Source organism: Arthrobacter sp. Helios, assembly GCF_023167125.1.
Lineage (GTDB): Bacteria > Actinomycetota > Actinomycetes > Actinomycetales > Micrococcaceae > Arthrobacter_B > Arthrobacter_B luteolus.
Map to the genome: position 1 here is coordinate 3,085,360 of NZ_CP095402.1, position 22,694 is coordinate 3,108,053.

The window sequence follows — 22,694 nt, forward strand, 5'->3', positions numbered from 1 at the left end:
CCTTAGTCGAATTCCTCAGTCGAACAGGATCACCTGGCGGACGGCCCGTCCGTCCGCCAGGGTATCCATCGCCTGGTTAATGTCCTGGAGCCCCACTTCGGCGGAGACCAGCTCCTGGACCGGGAGCTTTCCCTGCCGCCACAGCTCCGCGTAGACCGGAATGTCCCGCGCAGGCACCGCCGATCCCAGGTAGCTGCCGATGATCGTACGGGCTTCCGCGGTGAGCGTGAGCGGCGTGATTTCGGCCCGCTGGTCCGGCGCCGGCAACCCAACAGTGACGGTGGTTCCGCCGGGCGCGGTGAGTTGGACGGCGGTTTCAAAGGCCCGGGGATGCCCGGCCGCCTCGATCACCAGGTCCGGCCGGATTCCGGCCTCGAGCGCCTGCTCCGGGGTATAGGCAGCGTCCGCACCGAGGTCAAGGGCCCGCTTCAGCTTCTCCTCCAGCGCGTCAATGCCCACCACGCTGCCCACCTCCAGCGACCGTGCCGTCAGCAGGGCCGCCATGCCCACGCCGCCCAGTCCAACGACGGCAACATCATCACTGGGCCCCGGACGGGCAGCGTTGAGCACTGCCCCTCCCCCGGTGAGCACCGCGCAGCCCAGCAGGGCGGCAACCGCCGGCGGAACGTCGTCGTCAACCGCAACTACGGAACGGTAATTGACGACGGCGTGGGTTGCGAAGCCGGACACCCCCAGATGGTGCCGCACGGGTTCACCGTCCCGGTGCAGGCGCTGCGCGCCGCCCAGCAGGGTGCCCGCGTTGTTCGCTGCGGTCCCCGGGGTGCAGGGCATCCGGCCGTCTGTGCGGCACGCGGCGCACTCACCGCAGCGGGGCAGGAAGGCCATCACCACCCGCTGGCCCGGCTCCAGGCCCGGCACCCCGGGTCCGGTTTCTTCAATCCGGCCGGCGGCCTCATGCCCCATCAGCATCGGCACCGGCCGGACCCGGCTGCCGTTAACCACTGAAAGATCCGAATGGCAGATACCTGCGGCTTCGATCCTGACGAGCACCTCGCCCGGGCCCGGCGGGTCCAGTTGCAGGTTGCAGACCGTGAGCGGCCGTGAGCGGGCAAACGGCGGTTTGGCTCCGGTGCGTTCCAGGACGGCCCCGCGGATGGTTCGGCTGCTCATGGGTTCCCCTTTGAATCCGTGACTGGGCCCGGCCGTTGCGGCCGGGCGGGTCGATGCTGCTGCCCATTCCAGCACGGCCCCGGCAAGCCGCCAAGCCGTTCCGGTCCGACGCGCACGGGGTTGGAGCCCCGGTTCGTGTTACCCGGCCCTCGCATTTGGCAAGATGATGTCCATGAGCCAAAGCACCACGACCACCCAGGCACTTCCCGGCAAGGACGCCAAGATGCTGGCCCGGGCACTCTCCGCCGGTGACGTTACTGTTTTCGTGGACGGCACCGCCCTGCGCCTTCCGCCTGCGGCCCGGGACGCGGTCCTGGACCTGCTCGGCCGGCTGGGTTCCGGAGCGGCCGTGAGCGTCTCCTCCGTTGCTGCTCCTGCTGCGGAGGGCGCGGGCCACGATCCGCTGCTGACGACATCGCAGGCGGCATCCGCCGCCGGCATCTCCCATACCTACCTTCGGAACCTGACCGACGCCGGTGTGATCCCGGTGGAATACCGTGGAACGCACCGGCGTATCCGAATGTCCGACGTCGAATCCTGGCTGCAGGCGCAGCGTGCCGCCAGTGCGGCGAAGGCCGCCGGCCAGGAGAAGTAGCTGCTTCACCTGAATGTTTTTTCCGCCCTGAAGAACCGGAGCTAAAACGTGATTATCGGTATCCCCAAGGAGATCAAGAACAACGAGTTCCGGGTGGCCATCACCGCATCCGGCGTGCATGAGCTTTCGTCGCGCGGCCATACCGTCCTGATTGAGGCCGGAGCGGGCGCCGGATCGAATATTACCGACACGGAATATAAGGCTTCGGGGGCCGAAGTTGTCCCTGCCGCAGACGCAGTCTGGAACCGGTCGGACCTGATTCTCAAGGTCAAGGAACCGGTCGCCGCCGAGTACGGGCACTTCCGTCCGGGCCTGGTTCTCTTCACTTATCTGCATCTCGCCGCTGAACCGGAACTCACCCGGGCCCTGCTGGATGCCAAGGTGACCGCGATCGCCTATGAGACCGTTCAGGAAGGCCGTGCCCTGCCGCTGCTGGCACCGATGTCCGAAGTAGCCGGACGCCTGGCGGTGCAGGTGGGCGCACAGTCCATGATGGCACCGGCCGGCGGACCCGGCCTGCTGCTGGGCGGCGTTCCCGGGGTGCGCCCGGCGAAGGTGGTGGTGCTGGGCGCCGGCGTTGCCGGCACCAATGCCACGGCCATCGCCGTCGGCGCACACGCGGATGTCACCGTGCTGGACATCAACATTAACCGGCTCCGGGAGCTCGACGCCCAGTACGCCGGGCGGATCAAGACTGTGGCATCCAATGCCTTCGAAATCGAGCGCGCGCTGCTGGATGCGGACCTGGTGATCGGATCGGTGCTGATTCCGGGTGCCCGCGCCCCGAAGCTGGTTACCAACGCCATGGTCGCCCGGATGAAGCCCGGCAGCGTCCTGGTGGACATTGCCGTGGACCAGGGCGGGTGTTTCGAGGACAGCCGGCCCACCACCCATGAGGACCCGACCTTCCGGGTGCACGGTTCCCTGTTTTACTGCGTGGCCAACATGCCCGGCGCTGTGCCGAACACCTCCACATACGCGTTGACCAACGTGACACTGCCCTACGCCGTCGCCCTGGCGGACAAGGGCGTACGGGAAGCCTTCGACGCCAGTCCGGCCCTGGCCCGCGGGCTGAACGTCGCCGGCGGAAGGGTGGCCCACCACTCGGTTTCCGAAGCCCATGGCCTGGAACTGGCCGGGAGCTGGACAGAGCTGCTGACTCCCTGACCCCACGGGTCTCCGCAAAGCAGGAAGAGACCGGCAGCCCCTCGGGCTGCCGGTCTCTTCCGTTGGCCAGGGTCTAGTGGGCTGCCGGGATTTTGGCTGCGGCACCGCGCAGCACGGGTGCGCCGAGCATCGAAATGACGACGGCGCCGAGGCCCATCGGAATCACGAACAGGAAGTACAGGTCCCCCGGAGTCCAGCCGCCGTCGATCAGGGTGCCGGCCAGGATCGGGGAAACGATGGCGCCGACCCGGCCCATGCCGATGACCAGGCCCAGGGCGGTGCCGCGGACATCCGAGTCGTAGTACGTGGGGCTGATGGCGAGCATGCCGGCAATCGGGGCATTGGAGCCGAAGCCGACCAGGGCCGCCGCGAAGAGGGCCAGCGGCAGGGAACCCTCGGTGGAGTTCGCGAAAGCCACGAAGGTAGCGGCACCGACGACGAAGAACACCGCCAGAACCTTGCGCATCTCATACCGCGCACCGAAGACGCCCAGGACGACGGCGCCGGCGATGGCACCGACGCTGAACAGCACACCCGCGGTGATTCCGTCCTGCGCGGTGAAGCCGCTCGCGGTGATCAGCTTCGGCGTCCAGGAGTTCGCGAAGTAGAAGCTTGCCATCAGGATGAAGTAGGCCAGCGAGAGCAGGATGGTCCGGCGCGCGTTCTTGCCGGTGAGGACGTCGGCGAAGCGGGACTTTTCGCTGCGCGGGGCCGGCTCGGGCAGTTCACTGACCGGTTCCTGGCCGATACTGCGCAGGGTCTTGTTGATGCGTTCCAGTGCGTTGGCGGGGCGGCGCACCGCCAGGTAGTCGATCGATTCCGGCAGGACCTTCAGGACCAGCGGGATCATGATGAGGGTCGCCACGGTGCCGAAGACGAATGCCGAGCGCCAGCCGAAGGAAGTGATCAGCACGCCGGTGACCAGGCCACCCAGGACACCGCCGATCGGCTGGCCGATGCTCACAATGGCGAGCGCGGTGGACCGGCGTTTGGCGTTGGAGAACTCCGAGGCGAACACGTTAATGGTGGCCTGCAGCGTGCCGATGGCGACACCGGTGGCCAGACGCAGGATCAGCAGCACTTCGTAGGACGGGGCGAAGACCGAACCCAGCATGCCCAGGGCGACGACGCAGACACCGAGCAACAGTGTTTTCTGCCGGCCGATCACGTCGGCGATGGTGGAAACGAAGATCGATCCGACCGCCATGCCCACCAGGGCCGCGCTGAGGAGGAAACCGAGCTGGGCGCCGTTGAGGCCCCATTCCTTGGAGACATCCGCTGCGCTGAAGGCCATGACCAGGACGTCGAAACCGTCGATCATGTAGAGAGCTGTACAAATTGCAATGATTCCGACTTGCCGCCGGCTCAGGGTGGAATCTTCGATCCGGTCTTTGAGGTGCATTCCTAAAATGCTAGGGGAGACGAGCGCCACACCGTGATTTGGGTCGCGTCGGCGGCGGCTGGTTACGCCCGGGCCGCCCGCGGATTTACAGGCCGGCGTGGAGCAGGCGTATGATTTCCAACCCGCGCAGCGAGTCCGCCGGATCGACCGGCACCGCATCCCCCCGTAGGAGGGCGCCGGCGAGACCGGCATAGAAATCCTGGTAGCGGCCTGGCTCGGTCGGCACACGCACGGCTGACCCGTCCCGCCCCAGCAATCCCCAGCGTGCCGGTTCCTCAGCCCCGTAGCCTGGCTCGCCGGGCAGCAGCCCGGCATCGAGCTGCTCTTCCTGGGGATCCATCCCGCGCTTGACCCAGGACGCCCCGGAACCGGTCACCCGGAAACGCTCTCCGGACTGAGGGGCGAGCGAATTCATCCACAGATGTGTCTGCACGCCCGAAGCATGCCGCAGGACGGCGAAAACGTCGTCATCCGGTCCCCCGTCGCCGCGTCGTGCGGAAATTTCGGCGTACACCGGCTCGGCCGGCCCGAAAAGCGCCAGCGCCTGGTCGATCAGGTGCGGGCCCAGGTCGAAGAGGATCCCGCCGCCGTCGGCAGCGGGAGAGGCAATCTTCCACGGTTTGCTGACGGCAGGTTTATAACTCTCCATCCGGGACTCGAAGCGGGTCACCGTACCCAGTTCGCCGCGGTTCAGGATCCCGCGCAGGGTGAGGAAATCCCCGTCCCAGCGTCGGTTTTGGAACACCGTCAGTGCCTTGCCGGCGGCTGCGGCCTGTTCGATGAGGCCCGCGGCAGCGTCCGGGGTGTGGGCAAAGGGTTTGTCCACCACAACGCTGAGCCCCGCTTCCAGTGCAGCCCGGGCCAGCGGCGCGTGGGTGCCCGGCGGGGTACTGATGACGGCGAGGTCCAGGCTGCCTGCGCGTTCCAGGGCTGCTTCGGCGGAAGGCACGACGGCGGCTGCCGGGTAGGCAGCTGCGGCGGCGGCTGCGCGTGTGGGATCGGCAGTGACGATCACGTCCAGTGAGTACTGCGGGTCCTGCCTGATCAGCGGGGCATGGAACACCCTGCCGCCCAGCCCGAAGCCAAACAGGGCCGTGCGGATGGGCGCGGCTTGCTCCAGGCCGCCGGTCATGAGGGCTGGAAGTGGGTTTCGGATGGAGCGCCGTTCAGCCGGGCCACCAGCTCACCGGCCAGGACCTTGAGCTTGAGGTTACGGCTGTTTGAAGCGCGTTTCAGCGTCTCGAACGCTTCGCGCTGGGTGCAGCGGTTCTGCCCCATGATGATGCCGACGGCCAGGTCTATGTCGGTCCGGGACTGCAGCACTGCCTGCAGGTCTTCGACCGTGGTGGCGCGCTGGGACATCCGCACGGCCAGCCGCAGGGCCAGGGATGCTTCGGCCGCGTAGGTCCGGGCTACGCGCTGGAACTCCTCGTCAAATACCCCGGCGGAGCGGGAATAGAGGTTCAGAGCGGCCCGCGAATGCCCCTCAAGGTCGAGCGGCACGGCGTACATCGTGTTCACGCCCTGGGCCACGACGTGCTGCAGGTACTGCGGCCACCGCTCGTCGAGGGAGGTGTCGGGGACATGGACGGGTTCGTGGACGCGGAGTGCGTGCAGGCAGGGACCGTCGTCGAAGGCGTACTGCATTTCGTCCATCTCCAGCGCAGTACTGTCGCTGCTCGCGACGGTGAAGCTGAGTTCGCGGGAGCGCTGCAGGGTGATGCCGCAGTACACCATCCCCTTGGAGGACAGCGAAGATGCGCTCAGCCGGGCCAGGTGCTGGAGGAACTCCAGGACGTCTTCGTGGTGCACCAGCAGATCCTGCAGCCGGGCCGCCGTCGCCGTCCCGGACCTGAGGTCATCCATGTTTTATTTCCCCGCCCTGTGCCCGCACTGAGTTCCCCGATTGTCGTGTCCGAGGTTAGATACTACGATATCGGGATACGGTCAAGACGCGGCCATGGCTTCTGGATACCTTACGGAGTTATAAATGGGCCTTCCGGTGCATTTGCCGCAGTGCCATGACTGCGGCGTCGACGATTATTTGATCTATGAGTACTACACGGCCCCGTCCGACGGCGGCCCCGGTGTGGTCAGCTACACCTGTTCAGCCTGCGAGACCTTCGCCGGCCACGAAGTTCCAGCTGGCTGGACTCCCCCCGGGTGGCGCATTGGGCGCTGATCAGCCCGTGCCTGCGGCCGGTAACCTGCACCTGCTCCTGGGTGCTGCCGCCCACCTTTCAGGACAGGCCAGAATCCACTATCTGGCCGGTTTGTCACTGACGGAGGACTCCCTCGCCGCTCTGAGGGCGCTCTCCGCAGGCGGGGTTCCGGTGGCCGAGGTTGCCGACAAGGCGGGCCTGACCGCGGGCGACGCAGCGGCCGGTCTGGCTGCCCTGGATGCCGCCGGTTATGCGAACCCGTCCCCGCAGGAGACGTGGTCCAGGAGCGGGGCTGGGCAGCAAATCCTGGATGACCTTGCGCTGAGGAAGCAAACCTGTGAGGGCAAGCCGGAGACGGACGACCTGCGGCAGGCGCTGCTGGTCCTCATCAAGGCGATGGAGCACCCCGCCCCGCCGCAGGAACGGAACCCCGCCTAGCAACCGGACGGCCCGGGCACCGGCTCCGCTGGCTGCCGCCGCCGCCGTCTCCCTTTGAAGCTGGACGTTGTCCATTGAAACGGGCCGTTTCCCTTTGACACTGGCCGTTTCTCTTTGACGCTGGCCGTTTCCCTTTGACACTGGCCGTTTCTCTTTGACACTGAGCGGCGGGCCCGGAGCAGGATTCCCCGCTCCGGACCCGCCGTTGGTGCTTGCCGGTCCGCCGGCAGCCCGGTTAGGCGCTGTGCGCCGCCGGGAAGCGCTCCCATACCCGGTGCTGCGCCAGCAGCTCCGTCAGTGCCGGGACGATCTGCGCGGGAGAGGCTGAGACGATGCCCGGGGCATCTCCCGGAATGCCCGAGGCCGCCAGCACCGCCGCACCCGGGCCCCAGGCCGCCAGCGCCTTGGAATGCCGGTAGGCCTCGGTGAGGAGGATCGCGACGCGGGGATCAATGGCGGGATGTCCGGCCGGGTTTCCGGCCTTGGCATCAAGGCTGTCCGCGTCATCAGCGCCGTGTTCGCCTGCGCCGGCAACGATCACGGCGTCGAACTCAGTGGAACGGGCCGTAAGGTAGGTCCGCTGGGCCGGCACCTGGCCCGCCAGCTTTCCGCCCCGCGGCGCGATGATCAGCGGAACCATATCCGCGGCATCAATCGCTGCGCGTATCTGCTCCAACGCGGCGAGGTCGGTGGTGTCGTCGGCCAGGATGCCGATGATGCGGCCGGCGACGGGCCATGATTTTCCGACCTGGCTCAGGGCCGGGCTCGGATCAGTGTCTTCGACGGTCACGGCCGGCGCCGGTGCGGGTAGGCCCAGACCGGCAGCCACTTCAGCGCAGAGCCGCTCGTCGATGTTCGCCAGTTCCTGCAGCTGGCGGATCCGGATGTTTTCCTCATAGCACTTGCCCAGCTCGAAGGTGTAGGCCTGAATCAAATGGTCCTGCTCCACCGGCGTCAGCGAGCGGAAGAACTGCCGCGGCTGGCTGTAGTGGTCATCGAACGTGGCCGGATTTTGCCGGACCTTCCGGGACTCCGCCACCGGGACCGGCACATCGATAAAGGCCCCCATGTCCGCACCCGCCAGGAAGGGGCACCCGCCGTCCAGGGAATTGGGCCGGTACGGAGCAACCCCGCTGTGCACAGCATCCTGATGGAACCCGTCCCTGAGCATGTCATTGACCGGGGCCTGCGGACGGTTGATCGGGATCTGGTGGAAGTTCGGTCCCCCCAGGCGCGTCAGCTGCGTATCGATGTACGAAAACAGCCGCCCCTGCAGCAGCGGGTCGTTGGTCACGTCGATGCCCGGGACCAGGTGGCCTGGATGGAAGGCGACCTGCTCGGTTTCGGCGAAGTAATTGGTGGTGTTCCGGTTCAGGGTCATGGTGCCGATAATCTGCACCGGAGCCAGCTCCTCCGGAACAATCTTGGTGGGGTCCAGGAGGTCGATCCCCTCGAACATCTCCTCTTCTGTGTCCGGGAAGACCTGGACTCCAAGGTCCCACTCCGGGTAGGCGCCGGCTTCAATGGCGTCCGCCAAGTCCCGGCGGTGGAAGTCGGGATCCATACCGTTGATGATTTGGGCTTCTTCCCAGACCAGCGAGTGGACGCCAAGCCGGGGCTTCCAGTGAAACTTCACCAGGGACGTTTCACCCTTGGCGTTGACCATACGGAAGGTGTGGACGCCGAACCCTTCCATGGTCCGGTAGGAACGCGGGATACCCCGGTCGGACATGTTCCACATCGTGTGGTGCTGCGCTTCGGTGTGCAGCGAGACGAAGTCCCAGAAGGTGTCGTGGGCGCTCTGCGCCTGGGGGATCTCCCGGTCCGGGTGCGGTTTGCCGGCGTGGATTACATCGGGGAACTTGATCGCGTCCTGGATGAAGAACACCGGAATGTTGTTGCCGACCAGATCGAAGGTTCCCTCGTCCGTATAGAACTTCGTGGCGAACCCGCGCGTATCGCGGACCGTGTCGGAGGATCCCCGTGAGCCGAGGACCGTGGAGAAACGGACGAAGACCGGCGTCTGGGCGTTTTTGGCGAGGAACCCGGCGCGGGTGATTCCCTCTGCCGCGCCGTTGGCGGTGAAGACACCGTGCGCGGCTGCCCCGCGGGCGTGGACCACCCGCTCGGGGATCCGCTCGTGGTCGAAGTGGGTGATTTTCTCCCGCAGGTGATGGTCCTGCAGCAGCACCGGCCCGCGCGGGCCGGCCTTCAGGGAATGGTCGGTATCCTGCAGCCTGGCACCCTGCGCGGTGGTCAGGTAGCGGCCGGACTGCGCATTCGCGGTCTTTGGAGCTCCCGTCGGTACCCCCGTGGGGGAAACCGTCTCCGGCCCGTCCTGATCGGGCTTGGGGGGCAGGGGTTCATGCGGCTCGATCGGTTCCGCCAGGCTCGGGGCCTGGGGAGCCGGTGCACCGGGAATGGGCAGTCCGTTTGCGGAAGTGCTCTGATCAGCCATGAAAGCCTCCATCTCGTCGAACATTGCAGCGGCGCACTGCGCCGCCCCACCACTACCCTATACAAAATTAGTAAGGTTACTGAACAACTGGGGGGATGGAATCAACATAAAGGACGGATCCGCCTGTAGGGGGGACACAGGCAGATCCGTCCTTGTGGGGGTGTCATACCCCTCGCCGCCGCTTCGTCATTGGCTCCCGCAGTGGAACCGTCCCGATTCGGCGGACGTTTGTGTGGTGCAGTTCAGTCCCAGAGACCGTCTGCCCAAGCCGCGTCCCTCAGATAGTCACGTGCCGGCCCGACACTCCAGAGCTCTCCGCGCGACTCGACGTACCCCATGTCGCGCATGTCTTCGATCGTGTCTTCGCTGCATCCCAGGACGGCTCCCAGATCTTTTTGGTCCGCGGCCAGAACCAGTTCATTCCGTTGTGCCACAGCAACGACCTCTTTCTTCTGCAAGATGTTCCCCCGGACCATCCGGATCGGCTAGTGCTTGTCCAGGAGCAGGGCTTCGCGCTCTGTGCTCCAGGTCCTCGCGTAGAGGCCCATGGCAGCCTCTTCACGGAGGGACAGGCCAAGCCGGTTCAGCAGCATGTGCGCCTGGTAAACGGTGAGGTGCTGGGCGCTGCGGCTGACGCGGGCCTTGTCTGCCCGGTAAAGGTAGGTATCCATCGTGCGGAACCAGCGGCGTCGCCAGTTCTCTACCGCTGATTCAGCGGCCGTGGCTGCCATCAGGCGGTGCGTAGGCATAACCTTCGCACTGACCTGGACCGTCATTGCCTGACGGACGCTCGCGGCGCGGGGGCCGAAGCCAGCGGTGCAGCTGCGCAGATGGCTGTCCCAGTAGTAATCCCAGGAAAGCCGCCGCCGGTCCGGCCAGCTGGAGGCGCGCGGACCCTTCATCATGCTGCGGGCCGAATCGAAAAGAAGCAGTGAGCCCAGCGCCCACCTGTTCTGAACCTTGGGGAAGCGGGCGGTTGCCCAGGTACCCAGGTCAGAGGAGAGTTCAAAAACTTCTTCGGCCAGAGCCAGCCCGTCTACACCGCCATATTTGGCAAGATCGGCCTCCACCCGCGGGTCCTGCTGCTCAGCGCCGCCGGGACCAAGCCGGTCGCAGGCCGGATCTCCAAAAGCATGCGTCACGCTCAGGTGCCCGATGACACCGCTTGCCTGTTCCTGCAGCGCACCGAGAAGCGATTGCAGCCGCTCCAGGGTTTCATGCGGAGCAAGGATCTTAATCCTCACGTGGGCGTTTGAGGGCTCGGAGCAGCGGGTGTAAAACCAACGCTGCGCTCCCCAAAGCTGCGCCTGCGCCGCCAGCGGGGTAACCAGTTCTCCAATGATGCCGTCCGCTACATCGAAGCCGCCGGTATAGATGGAAAGCGTCCACCAGTGAGTGCTTGCATTAGTTCGCGAGGCGTTTCGAACTGCTGTTAGCTGGCTCATGGCGATCTTCCTCCGGGTTCAAAGCTGGTTACCACCGCTGGGGCGGGTCTATATGTGTGCTGCTGGTTGGTTCTTCCCCCAAGGCGAGGGGACTAAATCAGAACCATTCCCAGCTCTTGATGGAAACCGTTGATCCTGTAACTTTCTCCATGGTCGTATCCCCTCTTTTAGTTCGGCTGGTTGCACAGCCGGTCGTGTTTGACTCCGAAAGCTTCCCCCGCCCCGAGAGGGCCTGTCCACACTTCCCAATTTCAGCTTCCTGTCATGGCCGGTTGATGCCCGTAACCGTCTTGTAACCTGTTCGCAGGAGCTCGGCGACACGCTGGAAAGCACGGATTTCACAGACTTAGGTGCCCAAACTGGGGAATTCCATGGAGAATGGCATTAACATGCCATGTCATTTTCTCCGGGTTCCAATTTCGACCCGGGAACGCTTTGCCCTTGCTGGGATGGCAACCCGCCGGCGCTGACAGATGCAACGGCCCGTACACCGCGGCTTGAGGAGGAACAGGTGCTTGATCAGGTGTCGGTTGAGGTCTACCGCTATGCGGTCGCCCACCCTGGCTGGACCCCGGCCGAAGCCTCAGACGCCCTGGGGTACACCACGCGTTCCATTGACCAGGCAGTCGACGAGCTCCGCGCCCGCTGCCTGCTCTTTGCGGAAGGAACGGACGCTCCCGTCTACACAGCGGTGTCCCCCGACGTCGCACTCGCGGAACTCGTGGACCCGGACGAACGCGCCATGCTGGAACTGCGCTCCCGCATTGGCGCCAAACGCCGGGAGCTGGCCAGCCTGGTGCCCACCTTTACCGAAGCCAGAAAGCAGGCGGCGGCAGATGCCTCCGTTGAGGTGCTGGAAGATCCGGAGCAGGTGCAGCGCGTCCTCATCGAGTACGGCCGCTCGGCATCCGACCGGGTGCTGATCGCCCGGCCCGGGCACGGCTCCAACGCGGACTTCCAAGAGGAAAGCGTCCAGAAGGACCTGGACCTGCTTCGCGCCGGCGTCCGGCGGCAGACGCTCTACCACGCCAGCACCCGTGACCACGTGCCCACCCGCAAGGCCGTGGAAATGATCAGCGGTGCCGGCGGCGAGTTCCGGACCTTGCCCTATGTCCCCCTCCGCACCCTGATTTTCGATGACAAAGTGGCGGTGGTGGCCCGGCAGCTGCACAGCTATGACCGCGCGGGCCTGGTCATCCGCGACCCGAACCTGATCGGCTTGTTCGCGATGCTCTTCGAGTTCGCCTGGAGCCTCGCGGAACCCTTCCTCGACGAGGACCCAGGCAAAGCCGGACTCAACAGCACTCAGCGGTCGGTCCTGGCAGGACTGGCCTCGGGGCACTCCGACGAAGTGATCGCCCGCCGGGTGGGAATCAGCGTGCGGACCTGCCGGCGCCATATCGCCTGGATGCTCGAGGAGCTGAAGGCCGAAAGCCGGTTCCAAGCTGGCGTGAAGGCGCATAAAGCCGGTTGGATCTAGGAAACACGTGTTGCTTCCCAGTCAACTCCGATGCCATGATGTGGCATGACTTTCGAGGAAACCACGGGATCTTCGCTGACCCCGGAAGCACAGGTGGCCCTGGACCGGGCCACCGATTCCGCCCACCGGCACCATGACCTGCTCTCAGACCGGGCCTTCCACATCAAGCAGTCGGCCGTCCGGGATGTTTTCGACATCTCGATCCAACCGGGCCTGATTTCCCTGGCTGGAGGAAGCCCCTACCTCCAGTCGCTCCCGCTGGACCAGCTGGCCGATGTCTCCGCGGATATCATCCGCAATCACGGCCTGGCCGCTCTTCAGTACGGTCCGGGCCAGGGCCTGCAGGAGCTGCGGGAACTGGCCTGCGAGGTAATGGCTGCCGAAGGGATCATGGACGCTGACCCGGCCGACATCGTCATCACCACCGGTTCCCAGTCCGCACAGGACGTGGCCGCCAAGGTGTTCTGCAATCCCGGCGACGTGGTGCTCTGTGAGGATCCGACCTACGTGGGCGCGCTGAATGCCTTTGAGGCCTACGAAGTGGACCTGCAGCCGGTCCCCATGGACTCCGACGGGCTCATCCCATCGGCGCTCGAAGAACGGATCCAGGCCCTCCGGGGAGCCGGGAAACGGATCAAGTTCCTCTACACCATCCCCAGCTTCAACAATCCCAGCGGGATCACCCTCTCCGCCGAGCGCCGGGACGCCGTCGTCCGCATCTGCCGGGAGAACAACATCCTGGTGCTCGAAGACAACCCCTACGGGCTGCTGCGCTTCGACGGGGAACCGCTGGTTCCGCTCCGTGCCGCGAACCCCGAGGACGTGCTGTACCTCGGTTCCTTCTCCAAGATTTTCGCGCCGGGCCTCCGGCTGGGCTGGGCGCTGGTGCCCAAGCATCTGTTCCGCCGCTTCTACCTGGCCTGCGAGGCCGTGGTGCTCTGCCCCTCGCCCCTGACGCAGATGATTACCGCAGCGTACCTTCGGGACTTCGACTGGATGGGGCGCGTGGAGGCCTCACGGACTTTCTATGCCGAACGCTGCACCGCCATGCTCAACGCACTCGGCGATCATATGCCCGACGGCGTGACCTGGACGGTGCCGGACGGCGGCTTCTTCATCTGGGTAAGCCTGCCCGACGGCACCGACACGTACCCGCTGCTGACCGAAGCCATCGACGCCGGGGTGGTATTCATCCCCGGAGCCGCCTTCACCCCGGGTGATGCCCCGAGCTCCCAGCTGCGGCTGGCCTTCAGCGCGGTTTCACCCGAGGACATAGCCGAGGGCGTCCGCCGGCTCGCCCCGGTGATCCGCCGGGCCGTTGAGGGCCCGGCCACCTAGCCCGGAGTCCCCACCCGGAGCAGCCGGCCTGCTATTTCCGTCGCCGCTTGTCCACCATGGGCACCACGATCACAAAAAGCAGAGCCATGATGGCCAGTCGCCAGAGCGTGCCAAGGCCCGGGAAGAGGATAATCAGCAGGCTGGAGACGATGAAGGCACCCACGAGGATCCACAGCGTCCGCTTCCAGTCAATTTTGGGTCCGCCGCCGCTGCCGCCGGGTCCGGGGTTCATTGCCATACTGCTCCGATCGTTGCCTTGCCCTCGAGCCTAGTCCAGCAGCAGGGCCGGTTCCTCCAGGATGGCAGCGACGTCGGCCATAAAGCGGGCGGACAGGTCCCCGTCCACTACCCGGTGGTCGAATGAACCGCCCAGGGTGGTGATCCAGCGCGGGATGACCTCGCCGTCGAGCACCCAGGGCTTCTGCTTGATGGTGCCGAAGGCGACGATCGCGACCTCTCCGGGGTTGATGATCGGAGTACCGGTGTCGATGCCCAGGGCGCCGATGTTGGTGATCGTCAGCGTTCCACCGCGCATGTCGGCCGGCGGAGTTTTGCCCGCCCGGGCCGTGGTTGCGAGGTTGTTCAGCGCGATGGCCAGTTCCTTCAGCGAGAGATCCTGGGCGTCCTTGATGTTCGGGACCATCAGGCCCCGCGGGGTAGCCGCCGCAATGCCGAGGTTCATGAAGTGCTTTACATGGATCTCGTCCTCCGCCCACGTAGCGTTGACGGAGGGGTTGCGGGCCGCGGCCCAGATTACGGCCTTGGCCAGGATCAGCAGCGGGGATACCTTGATGCCCTCAAAGTCCCGCGAGGCCTTCAGCCGTTTGACGAACTCCATGGTCCGGGAGGCATCCACGTCCACGAAGATGCTCACATGCGGGGCGGTGAAGGCGCTGTCTACCATTGCTTTCGCCGTGGCCTTGCGGACGCCCTTGACCGGGATGCGCTCGATCCTGCGCTCCTGCGGTTTCGTGGCGGGCGACCAGAAGGTGTCTGCCGAGTCCTGCTCCGACTCGCGCTGGGCCTGGTAGCTGATCAGGTCCTGCTTGGTGACCTCTCCCCCGGCTCCGGTGGCCGGAACGTCTGCCAGGTTGATGCCGAGGTCCTTCGCCGCCTTGCGGACCGGAGGCTTCGCGAGGACGCGCTGGAGCAGCTGATTGAGGCGGTCCTGGACGGCTGCTCCGGCTGTGGCGACGGCCTGGGTCCGCGGATCCTGGCGGGCCGGCTGCTGGGTTTCGGGCGCCGGAGAGGCAGCAGTGCCGGCGGGGACCGCCGGGGATGCCGGCTCCGGGGACGCCGGCGCGGTCTCAGGGGCCGCCTGCGTGGCTACCTGTGCGTCCTGGGCCGGCGTCGGGACGCCCGCACGCCGGGGACGGCGTGTGACGGCGTCTGCCTTGGGGCCGCTGCCGGTGAGCGAGGACGACGGCGGACTGTCATTACCTGCCGGAGCGGCCGCCGGCGCTGCGGGAGCCGGTGGCTTGGCCGCTGACTCTGCCGGCGCGCCGGAGGAGACCTGGAAAATGGGGGTGCCGACGTCCACGGTCTGTCCCTCCTGCACGAGGAGGCCGGTGACAGTCCCGGCGAACGGGGACGGCAGTTCCACCAGGGACTTAGCCGTCTCGATTTCCACGATCACGTCATTGATCGCGACAGTGTCGCCTTCCTTGACCTTCCACTGGACGATCTCGGCTTCGGTGAGTCCCTCACCGACGTCGGGCAGGTTGAACGTTTTCTCAGTCATGGAATCTCGATCTGGCGTTGGCCGGCGCACCGGCGGGATGGAGGATGTCAGGGGCCGGCTGGCTAGTAGGAGAACGCGGTGTCGAGGGCGTCCATCAGCCGGTCGATGTTCGGCAGGTAGTGCTCCTCGACGGCGGCCACCGGATAGGGCATGTGGAAGCCGCCCACGCGGATGACCGGGGCTTCCAGGTGCAGGAAGGCCCGCTCCGTGATGCGTGCCGCGATTTCTCCGCCGATCCCGCCGAAAGTCGGGGCTTCGTGCGTCACGATAAGCCGCCCGGTGCGGCGCACGGATTCCGTGACGGTGTCGAAGTCGATCGGCGAGATGGAGCGCAGATCGATGACTTCGATGCTGCGTCCGTCTTCCTCGGCAGCGTTCGCGGCCGCCAGGGCCACCGGCACCAGGGGTCCATAGGCGACGATGGTGGCGTCCGTCCCCTCCCGCAGAACCTGGGCCGTGTACGGGTCGCCCGACGGCGCAGTGGTGTCCACTTCACCCTTGAGCCAGTAGCGGCGCTTGGGTTCAAAGACGATGACCGGGTCCTTGCCCTGCATGGCCTGCTGGATCATCCAGTAGCCGTCCTGGGGGCTGGAGGGCGTGAGGATGCGCAGCCCGGCCGTGTGCGCGAACAGGGCTTCGGGCGACTCGGAGTGGTGCTCGATCGAGCCGATTCCGCCTCCGTACGGGATGCGGATGACGACGGGAGCGCTGAGCGCGCCGTCGCTGCGGGAATACATCTTGGCCAGCTGGGTGGTGATCTGGTTGAACCCGGGGAACACGAATCCGTCGAACTGGATTTCGCAGACCGGGCGGTAGCCGCGCAGTGCCAAGCCGATCGCCGTGCCGATGATGCCGGATTCCGCCAGCGGGGTGTCCACCACCCGGTCAGCGCCGAATTCCGCCTTGAGTCCCTCGGTTACCCGGTAGACCCCGCCGAGGGAGCCAATATCCTCACCCATCAGCAGTGCCTTGGGGTTGTTGGCCAGGCCCGCCCGCAGACCCGCGTTAATGGCCTTGGCCATGGTCATGGTGCTCATGCGCCGGCCTCCTTCGCGTTGTCTTCCGTGATGTGTTCCGTATCGGCAAAGCCGGCTTCGTAGGACCTGTGGAAGGCCCGTTCCTCGTTGATCAGCGCATGGGGTTCCGCGTAGACACCTGCAAAGGACTCCTCAAACGCCGGCGGTTCCATGGCCTGCACATCGGCCCTCAGCTTGGCTGCCAGTTCGTCGCCCTCGGCAGCCAGGGAAGCGAAGAATGCCTCGTCTGCGGCTCCGCTGGCACGCAGGTGCTTTTCCAGCCGGCTCAGCGGATCGCGCCCGATCCACGCTTCCTCGTCGGCCGAGACCCGGTATTTGGTGGGGTCGTCTGCGGTGGTGTGCGCGCTCATGCGGTAGGTAAAGGCCTCGATCAGCACCGGGCCCTTGCCGGCGCGTGCGTGTTCGAGCGCCCACCTGGTAACGGCGTGCACGGCCAGGACGTCGTTGCCGTCCACCCGGATACCCGGGAACCCGTATCCCTGGGCCCGGTTGGCCAGCGGGATGCGGGACTGGACCTCGGTCGGCACCGAGATGGCCCAGTGGTTGTTCTGGCAGAAGAAGACCACCGGGGCGTCGTAGGACGCGGCGAAGACCATCGACTCGTGGACGTCTCCCTCGGAACTGGCACCGTCGCCGAAGTAGGCAACGGTTGCTCCGGCGGGCTGCGACGGATCCAGTTTCTGGTCCCGTGCCATGCCCATGGCGTAGCCGACGGCGTGCGGCACCTGAGCCGCGAGCACCAGGGTGTAGAGGTGGAAATTGGCTTCCCGCGGATCCCATCCGCCATGGGAGATGCCGCGGAACCGCCTCAGGAGGTGGGAAAGCTCAAGGCCGCGGGTCAGGGCGACTCCGTGTTCCCGGTAGGTCGGGAACACGTAGTCCTGCGCTGCCAGAGCGCGGCCGGAGCCGATCTGTGCGCCTTCCTGGCCGGTCAGAGGAACCCACATCACCAGTTCGCCCTGGCGCTGGAGCGCAGTGGCCTCAGTGTCAAAGCGGCGGATCAGGAACATGTCCCGGTAGAAGGAACGCAGCGCCTCGCCGTCGATGTCTTCGGCGTACCGTCCGTAGAGCTCATGGCCGGTACGCACGCCGTCCGGTGACAGCAGCTGGACCATTCCGTCCGGCGGGCTGCCGGCAGCGCGCATGAGGGAATCGTCCAGCTCCGCCGAATCGAATTCGCTGGCGGGCAGTTGCTCCAAGGCCATACCTCTCCTCGCCGGGCGGGTTTGCGACCCTGCCCCGCTAGAAATATGCCTGCGCAGGAATAAGTACCTGACAAGACATATACGTGGAAGTTACTCCACACAGCCTAACGAGGGCAGGGATCACAAAAGCACTTAAGACACGCTAGGAAAGCCGGGGACCTTTTGTATAGGTCGCACATAGAGCGAGGAAACGGGTGTTCGCTTCGGCTTCTCCGATCGAGACCCGGATACCCTCGCTGCCGAATGCACGCACCGAGAGGGCCTGCTGCTCCGCCAGCGCCGCGAACTCGGGGGTATTCTCCCCCAGGTTGAGCCAGACGAAGTTGCCTTCAGCCTGTGGGATTTCCCAGCCGAGGTCCTTGAGACCGGCCACGACGCGTGTCCGCTCAGCCACCAGTTCTTGTATTCTTTCGACAATTTCACCGTGATGGCGCAGGGAAGCGATTGCGGCTTGTTCGGCGATCTGCGAAACAGCAAACGGCACAGCCGCGACCCGCAGGTACTGGGTCAGGTGCGGGTGTGAGATCGAGTAGCCAACCCGGAGCCCGGCAAGCCCTGCACCCTTGGAGAACGTCCGCAGGACCACTACGTTCGGGTGGCGGCGGTATACATCGACGCCGTCCACGGCGTCGGTGTCCCGGACGAAGTCTTCGTAGGCCTCATCGATCACCACGATCACGTCTTCCGGAACCTTGGTGAGGAAGGCCTCCACCTCGTCCCTGGCCAGGACCGGGCCGGTGGGGTTGTTCGGTGTGCAGAGGAGCACCATCTTGGTGCGGTCAGTGACGGCGGCGGCCATCGCGTCGAGGTCGTGGCGGCCGTCTGCCAGGAGGGGGACCTGGACGTCGCGGGCGCCGGCGAGTCCGACGCTGATGGGATACGCCTCGAAGGAGCGCCACGGGTAGATCACTTCATCAGCAACGCCGTCCTCATTCTGTCCCGCGAAAGTGGCGAGCAGCTGGTTGAGGGCGCCGAGGCTTCCGCCGCCGGTCACGATGTCCTCGGCAGGAACATCCAGGAACGCAGCAAGTTCCATCCGGAGTGCCGTGGACAGCGGATCCGGGTAGCGGTTCACGTTCGGATGCGCACTGATGGCCTCCAGCACGGACGGGAGCGGCGGGAACGGGTTTTCGTTGGACGAAAGCTTGTAGCTCTGCAGCCCTTCAATCGCGACCGGCGGCTTGCCGGCGGCATATCGCGGCAGCCGGTCGACAAACGGACGCGGACGGATTCCAGGCGCCGGAATTCCAGCAGCGTTGATGTCATTCTCGGTAGTGGTCATGGCTTAACACTAAGCCTGATTCCGGCACCCCCGTGTGACATAGTCCACAGCTGCGAACGGCAGTGTCTTGGGAACCGGGCATCCCTGTGCCAGCATTGGGCCATGCGCCTGCTGCTTCGTATCATCATCAATGCCCTGGCCCTCTGGGCGGCCAGCTGGATCCTCCCCGGGATCACGCTGGGTGAAGAAGGGGCCTCCGCGACCGGTAACTCCACTCTGGACCTGGTGCTGGCGTATCTCTTTATCGGCCTGATCTTCGGCGTGGTCAATGCTTTTGTCCGCCCGATCGTCCGCTTGCTGGCACTGCCGTTGACCATTCTGACGCTGGGCCTGTTCACGATCATCATCAATGCAGCCATGCTGATGCTCACCGCGTGGCTGACCAGTTTCACGCCGGTCCACTTTGAGGTGGATTCCTTCTTCTGGACCGCCATCCTGGGCTCGATCATCATCAGCGTCATTTCGATGGTTGCGGGTTCCCTGACGGGCGCCCGGAGATAATTCCGGGAATCACCCGCTTTTACTGTTGCAGCCGCTGCGGGCCCGGCGGACGCGGCAGGGGCGGCAGCCCGCGGGGGACCGGCTTCACCGTGGGCCGGGTTGGTGTCCGGGTGAACCGGTACAGCTCCCGGGTTGCGATGCTCCCGGCTCCCACCACAGCGCTCACCCCTTCCAGCGATGCCCGCAGAGACGGGTCAGAGCTGGCATCGGCGGAAGCCGCTCCGTTGAGATAGACCGGCAGCTTGTGGGCCGGTCCCAGCCCGCCGGTCTCGCCCGGGGTACCCGGTACGGGGTCGGTGAGGGTCATCGTCGTGCGGGTTGGGGTATCCGGGTTGGAGGTGCCGTCCACCCCGGCGACCCAATCCTGCTGGTGTTCCAGGTGCAGTACCTGCGTGCGGGACGGTATCTCGGCGTCTCCCGCCGGGGCGCCGGCGGTCAGGACGTAGCGGACTTCGACTCCCAGCTCGGTTTCCAGCTGCCCTGCCGCATTTGCTGCATGGATTCCGCCCTGGCTGTAGCCAACCAGGATGACGGCGTCCCCTGCCCCGGCCTGCGCCTGCCGCAGTGCTTCTGCCACGGCTGCCGCGATGTATCTGCTTTGATGGGCCCGGCCTTCAGCATTGCCGAAATTGTCGAAGGGGTTGGCTCCGGCCGTGCGTCCGCCGGGCTGCGTCCCGGGCAGGGTGACCACAAATACCGGGCCGCCGCTGCGGTCAATGCGCAGGACCTCAATAACGCCCGGATCGTTCTCCTCCAGGAGCACGGCGCTGCGGTTCAGGAGGCCTGCCGCACTGCCGTCCACCGGAACCCTGGCTCCTGGCTGCGGGGACTTTTCCACCGTGATGGGGCGGAGCCCGTGGCTTCCCGGTGAGGCGGCGCCCACAGCAAGCTTCAGGATCCCCGCATCGATGAACCGCAGCGGGAGGCGCTCCACCACCGCCCGCTCCGGAAAGCCCCCGGCTCCGCGGCCGGTAAACAGCAGGGCGAGGGTCGGAATCAGGCCGGATGCCCCGCCCATGCGCTCCGACCGGCCCTCGGCACCGCGGTACCTTTCGGCCGCAGTCCGCAGATCCGCGGCGCTGTCCCTGGCAGCCTCCAGGCACCGGAGAAGATGCGGCACCGCCCGGGCCAGTTCCTCCACCGCGGCCGCGGCGGCAGCGGGCGGCTGCAGATACGCCAAATCGGCCTCGTCCGACCAAATCCGCTGCAGGTTGTCCCGGATGCTTGCCAGTTGCTCAGCTGCCCGGTCAAGCCGGGCGCCGTGATCTTCAAGGTCCGCATACTCCACGAGGATGCTGCCCTTTCCACCGGTGACCGTATAGCCGGAACCCGGGGCCGGGATCTCCGCCATATCCCTATCCCCAAGCCCTGTCCTGGGGAGTATCGGCAACCTGCCGGCGCGCCTTTGCCGCCAGCGTCAGCGCCTCGCCGCACGCTGACAGGTCGTGGACCATGTTCCGCACCCGTTCCAGGAAGAGCCGGCTGGAAGGCGACCGCCAGCTCTGGTGCTCGAACTGCGCGAATTCACTCTGAAGCCGGCGGAGGTCGCCCGCGTAAAGCTCCAGCACCTGCGCCGTCCGCCTGGCGTTCTCCGCCTTTCCCTGGACGTGGGCCTCCCCGGTTGGCAGTGTCACCTGGTTGTTCCGCCTTTCCCGTTCCGCTGACCGTGGACTAACTGGCGCCAATCTACGGTCCGGGTTCCGGCTCCGCCGCCTTCCAGCGGTCCGCTGGGGATATCCCGGCATCCCGCTCCAGCTGTGCAGGACCAGTGCCGGAGATGTCACAGAGCCGGGCGCTGCGGAAGGACGTGAAAGAATTGCTCCATGGCCGATTCTGCTCCCGCACCCCGCGTCCCCCTTGCCTCCGTGACTCCAGCGATTGCGCTGGGCCCGCTGGACGGGCGCTACCGTTCCGCAACCGCCCCGCTGGTGGACTTCCTCTCCGAAGCAGCCCTGAACCGGGACCGCACCCATGTGGAGGTCGAGTGGCTGATCCACCTGACCTCGAACTCCGTCCTTCCGGGCACCTCGCCGCTCTCAGCGGAACAGCAGGCCGCACTCCGGGACATCGTCTCCGGCTTCGACGGAAACTCCGTGAATGAGCTGGCGGAGATCGAGCAGGTAACCGTCCACGATGTGAAGGCAGTTGAGTACTTCATCGGCCGCCGGCTGGCCGCCATCGGGATCGAGGACCTCACACCCCTGGTGCACTTCGGCTGCACATCCGAGGACATCAACAACCTCTCCTACGCCCTGGGCATCAAGGGTGCCGTGGAGAACGTCTGGCTGCCCGCGGCCCGGAAGATGGTCGCGCAGATCGCCGCCATGGCGGAGGACACCCGTTCGGTGCCGATGCTCTCCCGCACCCACGGCCAGCCCGCCACCCCCACCACCCTGGGCAAGGAACTGGCCGTGACGGTCCACCGCCTGACCCGCCAGCTGGACCGCGTCGCCGCCACCGAGTTCCTCGGCAAGATCAACGGCGCCACGGGCACCTACGCCGCTCACTACGCCTCCGTTCCCGGTGCCGACTGGCAGCAGGTCGCAAAAACCTTCATCGAAGGCCTCGGCCTGACCTGGAACCCGCTCACCACACAGATCGAATCCCACGACTGGCAGGCCGAGCTCTACGCTGACATGGCCCGCTTCAACCGCATCCTGCACAACTTCTGCACCGATGTCTGGAGCTACATCTCCATTGGCTACTTCGCCCAGGTTCCCGTCGCCGGCGCCACCGGCTCTTCCACCATGCCGCACAAGGTCAACCCGATCCGCTTCGAAAACGCCGAAGCCAACCTGGAGATCTCCAACGGCCTGCTGGACACCCTGGCATCCACCCTGGTCACCTCCCGCTGGCAGCGCGACCTCACCGACTCCTCCTCGCAGCGGAACATCGGCGTCGCCTTCGGCCACTCACTGCTGGCGATCTCCAACGTAGCCAAGGGCCTGGAGCGCCTGAACGTCGCCGGGGACGTCCTGGCTGCGGACCTGGACACCAACTGGGAGGTGCTCGGCGAAGCCATCCAGATGGTGATGCGCGCCGAGGCCATTGCCGGTGCCCCGGGCATGGAAAACCCCTACGAACGGCTCAAGGACCTCACCCGCGGCAACCGCGTGGACGCCGAGCGCATGAAGGAATTCGTCTCCGGACTGGGCCTGCCCGCCGACGCCGAAGCGCGCCTGCTTGCACTGACGCCGGCCAGTTACACGGGTATCGCCGATGCGCTGGTGGATCACCTGAAGAAGTAAGGCTTTAACGAACGACGGCGGGGCGCCGGGTTTATCACCCGGCCTCCCGCCGTCGTTCGTTTAA

Annotated in this window: 21 protein-coding genes; 7 read left to right on the forward strand and 14 right to left on the reverse strand. The window is 66.0% G+C overall.

The window, feature by feature from the left end; translation table 11 throughout:
- Positions 1 to 15 precede the first annotated feature (15 nt).
- Positions 16 to 1,131 (reverse strand): alcohol dehydrogenase catalytic domain-containing protein, encoded by a 1,116-nt coding sequence (locus tag ArtHe_RS14085; RefSeq protein ID WP_248317525.1) that lies wholly within the window; start codon positions 1,129 to 1,131, stop codon positions 16 to 18.
- Positions 1,132 to 1,297: 166 nt separating this feature from the next.
- Between ArtHe_RS14085 and ArtHe_RS14090 the strand changes: the two genes are divergently transcribed.
- A complete protein-coding gene (locus tag ArtHe_RS14090) occupies positions 1,298 to 1,726 on the forward strand; it encodes a helix-turn-helix domain-containing protein (RefSeq protein ID WP_248319813.1) in 429 nt (142 codons plus the stop codon).
- Positions 1,727 to 1,774: 48 nt separating this feature from the next.
- Positions 1,775 to 2,893, forward strand: a complete 1,119-nt coding sequence (ald, locus tag ArtHe_RS14095) for an alanine dehydrogenase (protein ID WP_248317526.1) — start codon at positions 1,775 to 1,777, stop codon at positions 2,891 to 2,893.
- A gap of 73 nt (positions 2,894 to 2,966) precedes the next feature.
- Here ald and ArtHe_RS14100 read toward each other — a convergent pair whose 3' ends face one another.
- The 3 genes from ArtHe_RS14100 to ArtHe_RS14110 form a co-directional block, all read right to left on the reverse strand.
- Positions 2,967 to 4,295 carry an MFS transporter gene (locus tag ArtHe_RS14100; RefSeq protein ID WP_248317527.1) on the reverse strand — a complete coding sequence of 443 codons (1,329 nt, stop codon included), beginning with the start codon at positions 4,293 to 4,295 and terminating at the stop codon, positions 2,967 to 2,969.
- 85 nt (positions 4,296 to 4,380) lie between these two features.
- Positions 4,381 to 5,427 (reverse strand): Gfo/Idh/MocA family oxidoreductase, encoded by a 1,047-nt coding sequence (locus ArtHe_RS14105; protein ID WP_248317528.1) that lies wholly within the window; start codon positions 5,425 to 5,427, stop codon positions 4,381 to 4,383.
- Positions 5,424 to 6,161, reverse strand: a complete 738-nt coding sequence (locus ArtHe_RS14110) for a GAF and ANTAR domain-containing protein (RefSeq protein ID WP_066302170.1) — start codon at positions 6,159 to 6,161, stop codon at positions 5,424 to 5,426. Before ArtHe_RS14110 ends, ArtHe_RS14105 begins: the two co-directional genes overlap by 4 nt.
- 323 nt (positions 6,162 to 6,484) lie before the next feature.
- Here ArtHe_RS14110 and ArtHe_RS14115 point away from each other — a divergent pair, with 323 nt between their 5' ends.
- Positions 6,485 to 6,895 carry a hypothetical protein gene (locus ArtHe_RS14115; protein WP_248317529.1) on the forward strand — a complete coding sequence of 137 codons (411 nt, stop codon included), beginning with the start codon at positions 6,485 to 6,487 and terminating at the stop codon, positions 6,893 to 6,895.
- A gap of 235 nt (positions 6,896 to 7,130) precedes the next feature.
- Here ArtHe_RS14115 and ArtHe_RS14120 read toward each other — a convergent pair whose 3' ends face one another.
- From ArtHe_RS14120 to ArtHe_RS14130, 3 genes are all read right to left on the reverse strand, one after another.
- On the reverse strand, positions 7,131 to 9,353 hold the full coding sequence (locus tag ArtHe_RS14120; RefSeq protein ID WP_248317530.1) for a catalase: 2,223 nt from the start codon (positions 9,351 to 9,353) through the stop codon (positions 7,131 to 7,133).
- Positions 9,354 to 9,595: 242 nt separating this feature from the next.
- Positions 9,596 to 9,787 carry a hypothetical protein gene (locus tag ArtHe_RS14125; RefSeq protein WP_066302166.1) on the reverse strand — a complete coding sequence of 64 codons (192 nt, stop codon included), beginning with the start codon at positions 9,785 to 9,787 and terminating at the stop codon, positions 9,596 to 9,598.
- A gap of 51 nt (positions 9,788 to 9,838) precedes the next feature.
- Entirely contained in the window at positions 9,839 to 10,798 is a 960-nt protein-coding gene (locus tag ArtHe_RS14130) for a lantibiotic dehydratase C-terminal domain-containing protein (RefSeq protein WP_066302162.1), read from the reverse strand.
- 511 nt (positions 10,799 to 11,309) lie between these two features.
- On the opposite strand from ArtHe_RS14130, the gene ArtHe_RS14135 reads away from it, so the two are divergent.
- Both ArtHe_RS14135 and ArtHe_RS14140 read left to right on the forward strand, forming a co-directional pair.
- Positions 11,310 to 12,278, forward strand: a complete 969-nt coding sequence (locus tag ArtHe_RS14135) for a helix-turn-helix transcriptional regulator (protein WP_248317531.1) — start codon at positions 11,310 to 11,312, stop codon at positions 12,276 to 12,278.
- Positions 12,279 to 12,323: 45 nt separating this feature from the next.
- Complete coding sequence (locus tag ArtHe_RS14140) at positions 12,324 to 13,616, forward strand: PLP-dependent aminotransferase family protein (RefSeq protein WP_248317532.1); 1,293 nt, start codon at positions 12,324 to 12,326, stop codon at positions 13,614 to 13,616.
- A gap of 31 nt (positions 13,617 to 13,647) precedes the next feature.
- On the opposite strand, the gene ArtHe_RS14145 is transcribed toward ArtHe_RS14140, so the two are convergent.
- The 5 genes from ArtHe_RS14145 to ArtHe_RS14165 form a co-directional block, all read right to left on the reverse strand.
- Entirely contained in the window at positions 13,648 to 13,848 is a 201-nt protein-coding gene (locus ArtHe_RS14145; RefSeq protein WP_248317533.1) for a hypothetical protein, read from the reverse strand.
- A 36-nt stretch (positions 13,849 to 13,884) separates the two neighbouring features.
- A complete protein-coding gene (locus ArtHe_RS14150; RefSeq protein WP_248317534.1) occupies positions 13,885 to 15,357 on the reverse strand; it encodes a dihydrolipoamide acetyltransferase family protein in 1,473 nt (490 codons plus the stop codon).
- Between the two features lie 62 nt (positions 15,358 to 15,419).
- Positions 15,420 to 16,394: a transketolase C-terminal domain-containing protein gene (locus ArtHe_RS14155; RefSeq protein WP_248317535.1), complete on the reverse strand. Its 975-nt coding sequence runs from the start codon at positions 16,392 to 16,394 to the stop codon at positions 15,420 to 15,422.
- Complete coding sequence (pdhA, locus tag ArtHe_RS14160) at positions 16,391 to 17,539, reverse strand: pyruvate dehydrogenase (acetyl-transferring) E1 component subunit alpha (RefSeq protein ID WP_248319814.1); 1,149 nt, start codon at positions 17,537 to 17,539, stop codon at positions 16,391 to 16,393. Before pdhA ends, ArtHe_RS14155 begins: the two co-directional genes overlap by 4 nt.
- A 202-nt stretch (positions 17,540 to 17,741) precedes the next feature.
- A complete protein-coding gene (locus tag ArtHe_RS14165) occupies positions 17,742 to 18,881 on the reverse strand; it encodes a histidinol-phosphate transaminase (protein ID WP_248317536.1) in 1,140 nt (379 codons plus the stop codon).
- Positions 18,882 to 18,983: 102 nt separating this feature from the next.
- Between ArtHe_RS14165 and ArtHe_RS14170 the strand changes: the two genes are divergently transcribed.
- Positions 18,984 to 19,382 carry a phage holin family protein gene (locus tag ArtHe_RS14170; RefSeq protein ID WP_248317537.1) on the forward strand — a complete coding sequence of 133 codons (399 nt, stop codon included), beginning with the start codon at positions 18,984 to 18,986 and terminating at the stop codon, positions 19,380 to 19,382.
- A gap of 19 nt (positions 19,383 to 19,401) precedes the next feature.
- On the opposite strand, the gene ArtHe_RS14175 is transcribed toward ArtHe_RS14170, so the two are convergent.
- Together ArtHe_RS14175 and ArtHe_RS14180 are read right to left on the reverse strand one after the other, a co-directional pair.
- A complete protein-coding gene (locus ArtHe_RS14175; RefSeq protein WP_248317538.1) occupies positions 19,402 to 20,733 on the reverse strand; it encodes an alpha/beta hydrolase in 1,332 nt (443 codons plus the stop codon).
- A gap of 4 nt (positions 20,734 to 20,737) precedes the next feature.
- Complete coding sequence (locus ArtHe_RS14180; protein WP_248317539.1) at positions 20,738 to 21,016, reverse strand: hypothetical protein; 279 nt, start codon at positions 21,014 to 21,016, stop codon at positions 20,738 to 20,740.
- A 189-nt stretch (positions 21,017 to 21,205) separates the two neighbouring features.
- Between ArtHe_RS14180 and purB the strand changes: the two genes are divergently transcribed.
- Positions 21,206 to 22,630 (forward strand): adenylosuccinate lyase, encoded by a 1,425-nt coding sequence (purB, locus tag ArtHe_RS14185; protein WP_248317540.1) that lies wholly within the window; start codon positions 21,206 to 21,208, stop codon positions 22,628 to 22,630.
- The last annotated feature ends 64 nt before the right edge of the window (positions 22,631 to 22,694 follow it).

What these genes read in the sequence shown, in the direction of transcription:
- purB (WP_248317540.1), top strand. Translation starts at nt 21,206, where the DNA reads ATGGCCGATTCTGCTCCCGCACCCCGCGTCCCCCTTGCCTCCGTGACT.
- ArtHe_RS14110 (WP_066302170.1), bottom strand. Translation starts at nt 6,161, where the DNA reads ATGGATGACCTCAGGTCCGGGACGGCGACGGCGGCCCGGCTGCAGGAT.
- ArtHe_RS14155 (WP_248317535.1), bottom strand. Translation starts at nt 16,394, where the DNA reads ATGAGCACCATGACCATGGCCAAGGCCATTAACGCGGGTCTGCGGGCG.
- ArtHe_RS14120 (WP_248317530.1), bottom strand. Translation starts at nt 9,353, where the DNA reads ATGGCTGATCAGAGCACTTCCGCAAACGGACTGCCCATTCCCGGTGCA.
- ArtHe_RS14090 (WP_248319813.1), top strand. Translation starts at nt 1,298, where the DNA reads ATGTCCATGAGCCAAAGCACCACGACCACCCAGGCACTTCCCGGCAAG.
- ArtHe_RS14130 (WP_066302162.1), bottom strand. Translation starts at nt 10,798, where the DNA reads ATGAGCCAGCTAACAGCAGTTCGAAACGCCTCGCGAACTAATGCAAGC.
- ArtHe_RS14140 (WP_248317532.1), top strand. Translation starts at nt 12,324, where the DNA reads ATGACTTTCGAGGAAACCACGGGATCTTCGCTGACCCCGGAAGCACAG.
- ArtHe_RS14100 (WP_248317527.1), bottom strand. Translation starts at nt 4,295, where the DNA reads ATGCACCTCAAAGACCGGATCGAAGATTCCACCCTGAGCCGGCGGCAA.
- ArtHe_RS14145 (WP_248317533.1), bottom strand. Translation starts at nt 13,848, where the DNA reads ATGAACCCCGGACCCGGCGGCAGCGGCGGCGGACCCAAAATTGACTGG.
- ArtHe_RS14170 (WP_248317537.1), top strand. Translation starts at nt 18,984, where the DNA reads ATGCGCCTGCTGCTTCGTATCATCATCAATGCCCTGGCCCTCTGGGCG.
- ArtHe_RS14165 (WP_248317536.1), bottom strand. Translation starts at nt 18,881, where the DNA reads ATGACCACTACCGAGAATGACATCAACGCTGCTGGAATTCCGGCGCCT.
- ArtHe_RS14150 (WP_248317534.1), bottom strand. Translation starts at nt 15,357, where the DNA reads ATGACTGAGAAAACGTTCAACCTGCCCGACGTCGGTGAGGGACTCACC.
- ArtHe_RS14175 (WP_248317538.1), bottom strand. Translation starts at nt 20,733, where the DNA reads ATGGCGGAGATCCCGGCCCCGGGTTCCGGCTATACGGTCACCGGTGGA.
- ArtHe_RS14085 (WP_248317525.1), bottom strand. Translation starts at nt 1,131, where the DNA reads ATGAGCAGCCGAACCATCCGCGGGGCCGTCCTGGAACGCACCGGAGCC.
- ArtHe_RS14105 (WP_248317528.1), bottom strand. Translation starts at nt 5,427, where the DNA reads ATGACCGGCGGCCTGGAGCAAGCCGCGCCCATCCGCACGGCCCTGTTT.
- pdhA (WP_248319814.1), bottom strand. Translation starts at nt 17,539, where the DNA reads ATGCGCGCTGCCGGCAGCCCGCCGGACGGAATGGTCCAGCTGCTGTCA.